Origin of the sequence: Mycobacterium sp. 852014-52450_SCH5900713 (genome assembly GCF_001667075.1) — a bacterium.
In the GTDB taxonomy this organism is placed as follows: domain Bacteria; phylum Actinomycetota; class Actinomycetes; order Mycobacteriales; family Mycobacteriaceae; genus Mycobacterium.
Window position 1 is genome coordinate 103,690 of record NZ_LZIL01000053.1, and the last position, 12,222, is coordinate 115,911.

Annotated in this window: 13 protein-coding genes and 1 pseudogene; 4 read left to right on the plus strand and 10 right to left on the minus strand. The window is 67.3% G+C overall.

The annotated features are described in order from the left end of the window. Positions 1-4 precede the first annotated feature (4 nt). Together A5773_RS16920 and A5773_RS16925 are read left to right on the plus strand one after the other, a co-directional pair. Positions 5-1,387, plus strand: a complete 1,383-nt coding sequence (locus A5773_RS16920; RefSeq protein ID WP_067791691.1) for a trypsin-like peptidase domain-containing protein — start codon at positions 5-7, stop codon at positions 1,385-1,387. 14 nt (positions 1,388-1,401) lie between these two features. Continuing rightward, positions 1,402-1,805 (plus strand): annotated as a pseudogene (locus A5773_RS16925) (DUF302 domain-containing protein). Here A5773_RS16925 and A5773_RS16930 read toward each other — a convergent pair. From A5773_RS16930 to A5773_RS16975, 10 genes are all read right to left on the minus strand, one after another. After that, positions 1,756-2,256 carry a hydrogenase maturation protease gene (locus A5773_RS16930; RefSeq protein WP_067791694.1) on the minus strand — a complete coding sequence of 167 codons (501 nt, stop codon included), beginning with the start codon at positions 2,254-2,256 and terminating at the stop codon, positions 1,756-1,758. The pseudogene A5773_RS16925 and the gene A5773_RS16930 sit on opposite strands and share 50 nt — an antisense overlap. Continuing rightward, positions 2,253-3,545 (minus strand): Ni/Fe hydrogenase subunit alpha, encoded by a 1,293-nt coding sequence (locus A5773_RS16935; RefSeq protein ID WP_066947752.1) that lies wholly within the window; start codon positions 3,543-3,545, stop codon positions 2,253-2,255. Before A5773_RS16935 ends, A5773_RS16930 begins: the two co-directional genes overlap by 4 nt. Then, positions 3,542-4,297, minus strand: coding sequence for an oxidoreductase (locus A5773_RS16940; RefSeq protein WP_066947749.1), 756 nt, complete (start codon positions 4,295-4,297; stop codon positions 3,542-3,544). Before A5773_RS16940 ends, A5773_RS16935 begins: the two co-directional genes overlap by 4 nt. Next, on the minus strand, positions 4,297-5,112 hold the full coding sequence (locus tag A5773_RS16945) for an FAD/NAD(P)-binding protein (protein ID WP_156659230.1): 816 nt from the start codon (positions 5,110-5,112) through the stop codon (positions 4,297-4,299). The genes A5773_RS16940 and A5773_RS16945 overlap by 1 nt, the downstream gene beginning before the upstream one ends. Before the next feature lie 19 nt (positions 5,113-5,131). Continuing rightward, positions 5,132-6,256, minus strand: coding sequence for a 4Fe-4S dicluster domain-containing protein (locus tag A5773_RS16950; RefSeq protein ID WP_082948275.1), 1,125 nt, complete (start codon positions 6,254-6,256; stop codon positions 5,132-5,134). Between the two features lie 59 nt (positions 6,257-6,315). Then, positions 6,316-6,876, minus strand: a complete 561-nt coding sequence (locus A5773_RS16955) for a hypothetical protein (RefSeq protein ID WP_066947737.1) — start codon at positions 6,874-6,876, stop codon at positions 6,316-6,318. 41 nt (positions 6,877-6,917) lie between these two features. Further along, complete coding sequence (locus A5773_RS16960) at positions 6,918-7,916, minus strand: nitroreductase family protein (RefSeq protein ID WP_067791695.1); 999 nt, start codon at positions 7,914-7,916, stop codon at positions 6,918-6,920. A 111-nt stretch (positions 7,917-8,027) separates the two neighbouring features. Then, complete coding sequence (locus A5773_RS16965) at positions 8,028-8,294, minus strand: hypothetical protein (protein WP_067201860.1); 267 nt, start codon at positions 8,292-8,294, stop codon at positions 8,028-8,030. Positions 8,295-8,381: 87 nt separating this feature from the next. Then, positions 8,382-9,599: a cation:proton antiporter gene (locus A5773_RS16970; protein ID WP_067791697.1), complete on the minus strand. Its 1,218-nt coding sequence runs from the start codon at positions 9,597-9,599 to the stop codon at positions 8,382-8,384. A gap of 23 nt (positions 9,600-9,622) precedes the next feature. Then, positions 9,623-10,936, minus strand: coding sequence for an MCE family protein (locus A5773_RS16975; RefSeq protein WP_067791699.1), 1,314 nt, complete (start codon positions 10,934-10,936; stop codon positions 9,623-9,625). Between the two features lie 181 nt (positions 10,937-11,117). On the opposite strand from A5773_RS16975, the gene A5773_RS16980 reads away from it, so the two are divergent. Both A5773_RS16980 and A5773_RS16985 read left to right on the plus strand, forming a co-directional pair. Then, positions 11,118-11,606: a glutathione peroxidase gene (locus tag A5773_RS16980; RefSeq protein WP_067791701.1), complete on the plus strand. Its 489-nt coding sequence runs from the start codon at positions 11,118-11,120 to the stop codon at positions 11,604-11,606. A gap of 146 nt (positions 11,607-11,752) precedes the next feature. Next, positions 11,753-12,184 (plus strand): DUF2267 domain-containing protein, encoded by a 432-nt coding sequence (locus tag A5773_RS16985; RefSeq protein WP_067791703.1) that lies wholly within the window; start codon positions 11,753-11,755, stop codon positions 12,182-12,184. Positions 12,185-12,222: the final 38 nt, after the last annotated feature.

Here is a 12,222-nt window from a genome sequence, read left to right on the forward strand (position 1 = left end):
TCGAATGGCGAGAGCGCTGGCGTTGCCGGCCGCCGCCCTCATGCTGTTGGCGGGGCCGGCGGGCATGGCGGCTGCCGACAGCGGGCGTCCACAAGCCAAGCCCGAGGAGCGGGCAGCGGCTCTGATCCGGCCGTCCATCATGTATCTCGCCGGTGAAGGCTACGGGCTGGTCCGGCTCCCCAACGGTGAGGTGATGTCCCAATTCGGGCGAGGCACCAACATGCCGTTCCTGGCCACCTGGCACTGCACGGCCTTCGTCGTCAACCCCGACGGTTGGGTGGCGACGGCGGGCCACTGCGTCGACCCGGCGAGCGCCACACTTCTGATCCTCAAACGGGCCGCCCTCCAATACCAGAACGAGTATCCGGATGCACCCGAGTCGAGCGATCCGGCGGTCACGTTGGACTGGCTGCAAAAGAACGCGAGGGTGGAAGGCGACACACCCGGCCAAGGCCCCCACGTGAGTGTCACGCTGATGTCGGGCACGGGAACGAAACTCGCGGATAAGCTGGCCGCCAACGTCGCCGATTTCCGGCCGATGGGTAAGGGCGACGCCGCTCTGCTCAAGATCCCCAAGCGCAACCTACCGTCGTCGGAACTCGCTACCGATGCCGACGTCACCATCGGGACGCCCGTCCTCGCGGTGGGCTTCCCCGAGAGCACCCAAAACATCACCGGCCCTTCACTCGACCCCACCTACAAGAGCGGCAAGGTCAGCAAGAAGTCCCTCGCGGGATCCAATCCCGAGTACGAGATCGACGCCGCGATGACCGACGGCATGAGCGGTGGCCCGACGGTCGGGCTGAACGGAAAGGTACTCGGCGTCAACAGCTTCGCCCCCGTCAACGAAACACAGCCGTTCAACTTCATCACGCCGGTGGACGGTATCGCCGCGATATTGGCCGGCAAGGGAGTGAAGCCGGCGCTTGGACCCGCGGACCGGTTCTACCGCAAGGGATTAACCGACTTCTATGCGGGTCGCTACACCGATGCGATCGACGAGTTCGACCAGACCCTGGCGATGTCGCCCGGCTACCCCGGTCTGGACGATCTCAAGACAACGGCGGTCAACCTGCGCCAGCAGTACGGGGATTCCTCCCCGCTGAGCGGACGGAATCTGTTGTGGTACATCGTCATCAGCGTCGCTTCGGTGCTCGGGCTCGGCGCCGGCCTGACCTACCTGGGGCTCAGGCTCCATCGTCGCGTCCCCACGGCACCCGACGTACAACCGCTTCGTCTGATGCCCAAGCATGAGTTGGATGCCGGTGAACCGCACTTCTGCGCACATTGCGGGGCCGAGCACCACCCGAGCGAGCAGTTCTGCCCGAACTGCGGCAAGCACATAGACCTTCCTGCGGCGGTACGGGGAACCGGACTGATTTCCTGACGGATGGCCTATCGGTGAGCGCGGGATTATCAACCAGGGTGGCGGCCCGGTTCGACGATGCGGCGGCCCGCACTCGGGGAGCCCTTGCGCAGCACGGATTCGGCGTGCTGACCGAAATAGATGTCAGGGCGAAGGTGCAGGTTCAGCTTGGCGTGGAGATGGAGGACTACCTGATCCTGGGCGCCTGCGATCCCGCCGTGGCGTATCGCGCCATCGGTGTGGATCGAGAGATCGGCCTGCTGCTGCGTGCAACGTGTTGGTGCGCGCCGACCCGGGTGACCCGGGCACGGTGATCGTCGAGGCGATGGATCTCGGGCTCCTGGTCGAGGTGACCGGTGAGCCTGCGCTCATCGCGATCGCCGCCGAGATCACCGAGAATCTGCGTGCCGCGATCGCTTCGCTGACCGAAAGCGATTGATCTCGGCGGCGACCATGCCGACCACCACCGGGATGGCTCGTTCGACCATCGGGCTCAGCCCATCCCCATGGCCGGTGTCTGCCGCCTCGACGGCGAAGACCACCACCGCGCCGGGTACCCGCCCGAGCTCTCGAGCCAGCGCATGGGTGCGGCCGATATCGATGCTGTGCGAGCTCAACCCCTCGGCTTGGGTGGGCACCTCGTCCAGCTGGTAGCGATGGACGCGGCCCGGGGCCGCCGGGGTGACGACCGCCGCGTCGATGACCACGGCCAGCTCCGCCCCGCTCCACGCGTCGAGAACCCCCAACGGTTCCGCAATGCCCGTATGCACAACGACGTTCGGCCAGGCGAGGCGTTCCATTGCCATCGCAGCGGCCACGCCGACGCCGTCGTCGCGCCGGTAGCAATTGCCGAGCCCGATCACGGCAACCCTGCCGGCACCCTCGGTCATCGTCGCTGCACCGTCAGCGTCAAGAAGTGCGCCGAGCAGGAAATGCATGGGTCGTAATTACGAATCACCCGCTCGCACAGGGCCGTCAGGGCGGCATCGTCTAAGGTGAGGTTGTCGGACACCACCCGGGCGAGATCCGCTTCAATGGCGGCCTGGTTCTGCGATGTGGGCGGGATGATCGTCGCCGCACAGACCAGCCCGCCATGATCGATGTCGTAGCTGTGATACAGCAGGCCACGGGGCGCCTCGCTGACGCCGTGCCCGGTTCCCGGCCGGGCCCGTACGTCGACGAAAGGCCGTGGCGGCCGCTCGTATCCGTCGATGATGCGCAGCGCCTCTTCGATCGCGTAGACGACCTCTACGGAGCGAACGATGATGCTGCGAAACGGATTTCGGCATTCCTGCGAGAGCCCGGCCGCCGCGGCCGCCTGGGCCGCGATCGGTGAAAGAGCCGACGAGTTCAGGCTATAGCGCGCCAGGGGGCCGGTGATGTAGCGGCCGCCGTCGAGCGTCGCGTGCAGGGCGGTGGAATGGGGCACCTGCAACTCGCGCACGTGCTCGGTGAAGTCGTTGACCGCGAACGCCTCCCCGGCGCTGCGCGCGATGACGCCGTTCTCGATCGGATACTGGCCGACCTGGCTCAGCGCCAGCATCTCATGGTCGAGTTCGAGGTCGGGGAAGTCGAAACCGGCTACCCACTCGACCGTCGCGACCGCGTCGTCGAGCGCCCGGCGTAACTGCTCGGCGACGGGAGCGAACTGCGACCGGCTGGGCACCGAGTAGAACCCACCCAGGCGCACGTTGATCGGGTGGATCGACCGCCCGCCGACGAAGTCCATCAGCGCATTGCCCGCCTTCTTCAATCGCAGGCCGCGTTCGACGATCTCGCGCTCGTCGCGAGCCAGCGCGATCGCATCGGGGTAGCCGAGGAAGTCGGGTGCGTGCAAGAGATAGATGTGCAGCATGTGGCTGTGAATCCACTCGCCGCAGTACAGCAGCCGGCGCAGCGCGACGAGCTCTGGATCCACCTCGACGCCACAGGCGCTTTCGATCGCGTTGCAGGCGCTCACCTGGTAGGCGACCGGGCAGATTCCGCACACCCGCGCGGTGAGATCCGGCGGCTCGGTGTAGGCGCGTCCTCGCAGGAATGCTTCAAAAAATCGGGGCGGCTCATAGATGTTCAATTCGACGGTTTGCAGCGCACCGTCCTTGAGCGTGACGTGCAGCGCCCCTTCGCCTTCCACCCGGGTCAGGGTGCCGACGGACAGCGTCCGGGTCGCCGGGTTCACGGCTTGCCCCGCTCGGCGGCGAAGTTCACGACGTTGAAGGTCGAGAACACCCGGTCGACGTCACCGTCGGACATCCCGTCGCGGCGCAGCAACGGGATCAGTGTCCCGATTTGCGGCGCCGCGGACGGGCCGAAACAGCCGTAGCAACCGCGATGATGGCTGGGGCACAACGCACCACACCCGGCGTGGGTGACCGGCCCCAGGCACGGAATGCCGTCGGCGACAACGACACACGTGGTCCCACGCAGCTTGCACTCGGTGCACACGGTCTTGGCCGGGAGCCGGGGTTTGCGCCCGATCAGCAGGGCCGCCAAGGTGTCGAGCAGCTGGCCCCGATCGATCGGGCAGCCCGGCACCTGGTAATCCACCTTGACGTGCGCCGAGGCGGGCGTCGAGGTTGCCAGCGTGTCAATGTATTCCGGCTTGGCATATACGACGGATGCGAACTCGGCGACGTCGGCGAAGTTGCGCAGCGCCTGCACTCCCCCGGCCGTCGCGCACGCGCCGATGGTTACCAGCACCTTGGACTGGTCGCGGATTTCGCGGATCCGTTGCTCGTCGTGATGGGTGGTGATGGAGCCCTCGACAAGAGACACGTCGTAGGGTCCGCCGACCATCGAGCTCGACGCTTCGGCGAAGGTGGCGATCTGCACCTGGTCGGCGAGGGTCAGCAACTCGTCCTCGCAGTCGAGCAGCGTCAGCTGGCAACCGTCGCAGGAAGCGAACTTCCACACGGCCAGAGTGGGACCCATTACAGCTCCTTGACTGCCAGTAGCGGGGCGGCGACGTCGTAACCGACGACAGGCCCGTCGCGACACACCAGCAACTGGCTCAGCTGGCAGTGGCCGCACGTTCCGATTCCGCATTGCATGTTGCGCTCCAGCGATACCCGAATATCGTTGGCAGCCATACCTTTGGCCAACAACGCCTCCGCGGCGAACCGCAGCATCGGCTCCGGGCCGCATAGAAACGCGGTGGTGCGGTCGGGATTCAACGCGAGCCGCTTCAGCGGCTCGGTGACCAGGCCGACCTCGCCGCGCCAGCCGTGGACCGGGACGTCGACGGTCAAGTGCAGTTCGATCTGCGGGTCGGCGGACCACGTCTCGAGCTGGGCGGCGAACACGAAGTCCTCGCGCGAGCGGGCGCCCGCGATCAGGATCAGCTTGCCGTAGCGCGCCCGCGCGGCCAGTGCGCCCAGTATCGCCGGGCGCAGCGGGCACAGCCCCACACCCCCGGCGACCATGACCAGATCTCGCCCGGCGGCTTCCTCGAGCCCCCAGGTCGTGCCGAACGGGCCCCGCACCCCGATGACTGCGCCCGGCTGCGCGTCGTGCAGGGCGCGGCTCACCGCCCCGACCGCGCGGATGGTGTGCGTGATCGAGCCGTCGGTGACCGTGGGGTCGCCGCTGATGGAGATCGCGGCCTCGCCGACGCCGAAGGCGTAGAGCATCATGAACTCCCCGGGCTGTGGGGTGCGCAGGGCTTCGCCGAGCGGTTCGAGGCACAGGGTCGCCGAGTCGGGGCTTTCCACGACGCGGCTGCGTACCCGGTAGGGGTTGGGCGCCATCGAGGACGGTGGTGTGCCGTCAGTCATCGCGGGCCATTTTGTTCATCTCTTCGGTGATGTCGATCCCGGTGGGGCACCAGGCGATGCAGCGCCCGCAGCCGACACAGCCGGAGGAGCCGAACTGGTCGTGCCAGGTGCCCAGTTTGTGGGTGATCCAGTGCCGGTACCGCGATTCCGGGGACTGGCGCACGCTGCCGCCGCCGTGCACGTAGGTGAAATCGAACTCGAAACACGAGGCCCAGTGCTGCCAGCGCTCGGCGTGCTCACCGGTCAGGTTGCTGACGTCCTCGGTGCTTGTGCAGTAGCAGGTCGGGCACACCATCGTGCAGTTGCCGCAGGTCAGGCAGCGGCTGGCGACCTCCTCCCACTGCGGCGATTCGCGCGACTCGATCAGCAGGTTGCGCAGGTTGGTGTCCGGCATCGCGCGGCCCATCCGGTGCGAAGCGGCCTGCACCGCGGCGTGCGCCGAATCGATCTCCGCATCGTCGGCAACCCGATGGGGAACTGCGGCAAGGACTTCGGCACCCTCGTCGGTGCCCACCTCGACCAAGTAGGTCACGCCATCGTCGTCGGGCCGCTCCGTGAGGGCCAAGTCGTAGCCCGGTCCGGCCGCGGGGCCGGTGCCCATCGAGGCGCAGAAGCACAGGCCGCCCGGCTCCGTGCAATTCACCGCGACCACGAAGATCTGGCGATGCCGGCGGACGAAGGAGTTGTCGGGGAACTGGCCCCGGCCAAGGACCCGGTCGAGCGTCGCGATCGCGGCCAAGTCACACCCACGCACGCCCAGGAACGCGTACCGCGGAACCTCCTCGTCGGAATCGGCGGTGCTGAACCCGTCCCGGGTGCCGGACCACAGCCGGCGCCGCGGCGGGTGCAGGAACTGCTTCCAGGACTGGGGCCCCGATGAGTGCCCGAACGCCGCGTCATCGTCACGCCTGCGCACCCGATACTGCCCGGGCGCCACGTCGACGCCCCATCCCCGCGGCAGGTCGGCGGCGGACTCCAGCTGATCCAGCACGATCGCGTTGTCCCGCAACGTCGGACCGATGACACGGTATCCGCGCTCGATCAGGACCTCGACCAGACGGTGCAGTCCGGCGGTGTCAAACGATGCGGCACCGTGGTTCTCGCCGTATCCGCTCATCGGCCCATCATCCGCCGGTTCGGTTGTGCTGTATAGGGGTTTGGCAACGGGGTCATCGGCTACGAGGCCTCCGCGAGCAACTTGATGTCGCGTTCCCACAGGGCGTCGCGGGCGCGATCCAACCGGGACCGGACGACCGCCACGAGTGCCGCCATCGTCATCGTCGCCGCCAGCGCTGTCACCAGCGCCACGCCGGCCGCCTCGCCCACGGCGAGCCAGGCGGGGGTGGGCGGATCCACCGGATTGCCGTCCCCGTCCACCCACATCTCGATGGTTCCGCCCACCTTGGCCTGCTCGGTGACCACCAGTGGTCCGTTGCGCTCCCCGCTCGGCCCTGGCCACTTCGCCTGCACGACAACGACACCCAAATCCTCGACCAGGGCGTCGACGATCGTCGCCATTACCCGGTGCCGCTCGTGCGCCTCCCGGGTGTACACCCCATCCCGCGCGCCGTAGGTCACCGCGCCGAGCACACCGGCGAAGGGGACGGCGATCATGGATACGACAAGCGCGACCAACATGACCAACGATTCGATGCGGTCCGCGCGGCGGAGCAACGGGTTACGGCCGAAGACGCGAGCGATCCGCCAGCGGCTGGGTTCCCAGGTGAACGTCTCCATAGTGTCCTCTGCGCCGCAACCGTTTCGGTGGATTCGCCGGTTCAGAGGGCGACCTGGTGCTGGTGATCGGTCACCCACTCGACGAAGTCGGAGAGCTCGCGCCGCGGTGTCGCCGGCAACGGGTCCGCGTTGATGGGCGCCCAGCCGACCCGGAGCAGCATCTGAGGATGACTGCTGTCGCCGAAGATGTCGGACTGGACCGCCGCGCGCGTTTCGGGCGTCTCCAACGGTTCGGTGACCGGGCAACTGGCCAGCCCGAGCGACGTCGCGGTGAGCAGCACGACGCTGGTCGCCTCGCCGGCGCGTAGCTGGGCCAGGCGGTCGTCGTTGCGGGTGCCAAGTGCGAGAACGACGGCGTTGTGGTCGGCCGACGACGAGTCCGGCGGCATGGGCAGCACCGGGCCGGCGAAGACCCGGCCCGGAATCTTCGCCGTGAGATCCGGCACCGGCGTGTTGCGGGCAGGGACACCGGCCACCGACGCGTAGCGACCACTCCACTCGGTGAGCTCGGCGAGATAGTCCTGATTCATGTGGTCGCGGATGGATTGAGCGACGATCTTCCGCAGATTGTCGAGGTCTTCGACCTGGCACAGCGTTACCCCGTTTCGAGCCGCCCGCGCCGCCATCAGCGCAACATCGCCCACCGGCACGGGCCAGGAGCTGTAGTAGCGCCGGTCGGTTCGCCGCCGCGGTATGGCCGCGGCCAGCGCGATGTCGACGGAGTCGGCGCGGTGTGGCGAAAGCTCGATGGCCGCAAGGTGGCTGGGGTCGGCGGGGTTCGGGAGCCGGGTCACCTTGGAAAGCCACCCGACCGCCGCAAGCGCGACAACACAGTGATGCAGGGCCGCACCGCAACTCAGCATCAGGTCACGGCCATCCGGGTCGGTGTTGGGCAGTTGCCGGCTCGTGTCGGAGTAGAGGTGCAGGCTCGTTGCGTCCACCCGCCACCGCCAGGGTTGGGTGTTATGCACCGAAGGCGCCCGAGATGCCAAACTCAAGACCGTCCGGACCGTGCCGGCATCCGGAAATCGAGTGTTCATGGCGGTCGTTTCCCTTCGGTATTTCTTCGTCTTACCTACGATTGCCGATCGGTGCCGGCCCGACGAGAGCCTGACGGCTCTAGCCCGAGGGACTTTGGGCCAATCGCATAGCTACGCGGCCGCCGCGACGCTCACGTCGACGGATAGCCGATCGCCGATGGCGTAGGCCACCGACCAGTCGCCGAGGCACGCCGCCCGTGCCAGCTCGTCAACCAGGGGGCTGTGGGCGCCAAGCTCCGCCAGCCATGCCGTGACGATGGGTGCGATCTCATGACCGGGCACCCGGACGGTGCGTCCGCCGTGCAAACGATCGGTGACGCGGTACATCATCGGGGTCGGCACGGCTCGCAGATGGTGGCGTCTTGTTGTGAACCTCATCACGGCCTCCTCGATCGAGCCTGGAATACATCCGACCACTCCACCGCTCCGGCCCACAGGGCCGAACGCAACCGGGCGGCAGGTGCTTCAGTCGTCCTTTCGAGGATGCGGAGGTCCCGCGGCGGAAGGGCCCTTGGTCACCTGGCTCCGTGACGCGAACGCGCCCGCGACCGAGGCGGCCGCGATGGTCAACAAGGCGCCGAACATCAACGCCGACGCTTCGCCCGCGACGAGCAGGTGTTCCTGGGTGCCGATGGCGGCCGCGGCCACCGGCACCCCGAGCTGCCCGGCCGAAAGCACCGCCAGGGTGAGCGGCTGGCCGAGCAGCCTGCCGGCGCAGTGTGCCAGCACGGCCCCGAGCCCCAGTCCCGCGCCGAGCAGGATGAGCTTCGGGTGCGCACCGAGCTCGCGCACCTGTAGGGAAGCGCCCAGCCAGACGAAGAACAGCGGGCTGAAAAACCCCTCGGTGATTCCGAACAGCTGGCGCGCCAACCGTCGCGGTTCGCCGACCATGGCGACCACCAGGCCCACCGCGAAGCCCGCCAGCATGACGGACACGTGCGTGCTCATGGCGAGGGCCGCGAGGGCGAACAGCACGATGAGGTTGGTGCGCAATTCCAGGGCGAACCGCCGATTCTCGGAGTAAACGTGCATCCGGCGGCGCCAGCCCTTGGCGTCGGAGGCGCGCAGCAGCACGTAGAACACCCCCGCACACGCGGCCACGGCCAGCGCGCCGAGCGCGGCGGTGGGCGCATGCCGGAGGTCAATCACCAACGGTAGCAAGACAATACAGGCGGCATCCGCAATAGCGATCTGCGCCGTAACGGCAATCACCTGCGGCCCCTGTAATCGCAGGGAATCGATCACCGGCAGCGCCAGCGCCGCCGACGACGAGGCCATCAGCACGGCGTACATCGCCGCGTGGCCGGTGCCGAAGGCAGCCGCCAATCCGGCCCCGAGCGCCACCGCGACGGCGCCACCCAGCGCCGCCCGCGCCAGCGCCTGCGGTAGCGACGCGCGCAGTGCGGTGGCGCCGACCGGGACATGGGTGCCCACGACGAACATGACCAACGCGAAGCCGATGTTGGCGAGCAGCTGAAACGTCGGGTTGGTGACATCGACGACGCCCAAACCGGTCCGGCCGACGACGAGGCCCGCGACCAGCTCGCCGATGATCACCGGTATCCGAAGGCGCGGCAGCGCCGCCAGCAGCGGACCGGCCAATCCGATCGCGGTCAGCAGCGCCAGGGTGTGGAAGCCGAACCCCGGCACGTCAACGGTCCCTGCGTGCAAGCACGAGGACATTCTGCATTCTTCGCGGCGCAGTTCTAGGGATTGATCGTGTTATCCCCGACCTGGCGGCCCCAGACGTATTCGATCGCGTACGGCGATCCGGTGTCGAGGTGGTTGTAGGGGGCGATGCTGTTACCGGTGTCCATCACCAATTCGGGTGCGGGCCAAAGGTGTCGGGTGATGGGCTGCCAGCAACCCGGGGCGCCCCCCGGGCCGCCGCGCGCGTTCACCCGCGGCAGGTTTTCCGGGTAGCTGTACGGGTTCGGCGCGCCGCCGACGACGCCGGCCAGCCCGCCGACCAGGCTGGCAAGGGTGGCCACCGCCGAGACCGGGTTGGCCAGCAGCCCCAACCCGGACAGCGCCTCGGTGTTCATATTCAACGAGTAGCCGTTGAAACCGCCCTCGGCCGCGCCCGTGGCGGCCAGCGCATCGTTTTCGTTGCGCAGCAAGCAATAGATCTCGGGGCTGTAGGTGTCCAGCAGCTGGGCCGTGGGCATCAGGTCGGCGGCGCCGCGCGCCAGGTACGGGCCGCCCCGGTTGAAGATGTCGGCGCCGGTATTGCCGAACCCGGCCGCCGACAACAGCGCCTGGTCCAGATCCTTCTGCTGTTGGTTGACCGTCCGCGAGGTGATCACCGCGTTGTTCAGGAAATCGAACAGGTCCGGCGCCGCGTTGGCGTAGGTGTCGCCCAGCCCGGCGAGCTGCTGAATGTCATGACGCGCCTGCGGCAGCTGCGGATTGACGTCATCGAGGATCGCGTTGGCGTTGACCACCGACTGGCCGAACTTGTCACCCAGCCCGGTCAGCGCCTGGGCGGCCGCGCTCAGCGTGAGGTTCAGCTTGACCGGATCCACCTTCTCGTTGATCGACACGATCGTCTGGAACAGGGTGTTGATCTCGGTGGTCACCGAGCGCGCGTCGATCACCATATGCGGCGCAATCCGTTGGGGCGACGGGTTTTGCGGCGTTGTCAACGAGACGTACTTGCCGCCGAACACCGTGGTCGCCTTGATGTCGGCGTTCACGTTGGCCGGAATCAGCGACAGGTATCGCGGGTAGACCTCCAGCGTGAACTTGGCGGCCGGCTTGCCGTCACGCACCGTCTCCGCGATGTTGCCCACCCGGCCGATCTCGACCCCGTTGTAGGTGACCTTCGAGCCCGGATCCATCACCAGCCCGGCCCGCGACGCCAGCATCGTCAACTTCGTCTTCGGCGTGAACCCACCGCGGAACTGCACGTACACGAGGGTGAAGACGACGGCCAAGACCACCAGAACGGCGACGGAGATCCACCGGTACGGCGGGAGGCGCTGGGAATTGATTTGTACCGGGGAAGACGTTGTTACCAGCGCCCCTCATCTCTGCGCCGTGGCCCGGTGCCGCGGCGATCCTTCCCCTAGCAGGGGCCCTGTACACATATGCAATAACGAAGTCCACAGGAATGTACCTTGGCGGTCATCGTTATGCGAACCGCCGTTCGCACAATCGGTGTCTGGCTGGTTGCGGCCACCGTGCGTTAGCGTCGTCGGCGTGACCCTCAACGACATCCCCTTGACCACCCTCGACGGCCGGCCGACCACATTGGCCGAATTGGCCGACGGCGCAACGCTGGTCGTCAACGTCGCCTCGAAGTGTGGCCTGACTCCGCAATACACGGCGCTGGAGAAACTGGCCGAGGACTACGGCGGTCGAGGCCTGACCGTCGTCGGCGTCCCCTGCAACCAGTTCATGGGCCAGGAGCCGGGCACGGCTGAGGAGATCCGGGAGTTCTGCTCGACGACGTACGGCGTGACCTTCCCGCTGCTGGCGAAGACGGACGTCAACGGCGGCGACCGCCACCCGCTCTACGCCGAGTTGACCAAAGCCGCCGATTCCGCCGGCGAGGCGGGAGACATCCAGTGGAACTTCGAAAAGTTCCTCATCGCGCCCGACGGTGAGGTGGTTCGGCGATTCCGGCCCCGCACCCCGCCCGACGCCCCCGAGGTGATCAGCGCCATCGAGGCTGTGCTGCCCCGATAGGCCGCATGAAAGAGCTTGGTGGGCCTTAATCCACCCCGTTTCGCCCGGGCGAGTGGTCGAAAGTCCTCCGGCGCGGAGTCCATCGCCCCTTCTTCGCTGCAGGCGCGCTGGAGTTGACTGGTCCTCGAATCAAGCCGGAGGCGACCATGTCGACGAAAACCAAGGTGGCAGCGCTCGATCACGCAATCGATGCCGCACACACGTGGGTCAACGATGTGGCCAAGGAATTCGACACGGAGGATCGCGAGTTCGCCTACCGAGTGCTGAGGGCCTGGCTACACACGCTGCGCGATCGGCTCACGGTTGAGGCGAGCGCCCACTTTGCGGCGCAGCTTCCCGACCTGATCAGGGGCGTCTTCTACCAGGCATGGAATCCCACTGCCGTCCCGGACAAGTACGACGCCAAGGCCTACGCCGTCCGATTCTCGCGCGAGGCGAACATCGCACTCGACGACGTCGGGACAGCCGCCGCGGCCACCACCGCGGCCGTCTTACACCATCTGCCGGTTGCCCAGATCGACAAGGCGCTGGGTCAGCTCCCCTTGGAAATTCGCAAGATACTGCAGCCCCAGCGGTGAATCGATGCGCGTCACCCAATTCCTAGTCGCTTAACGAG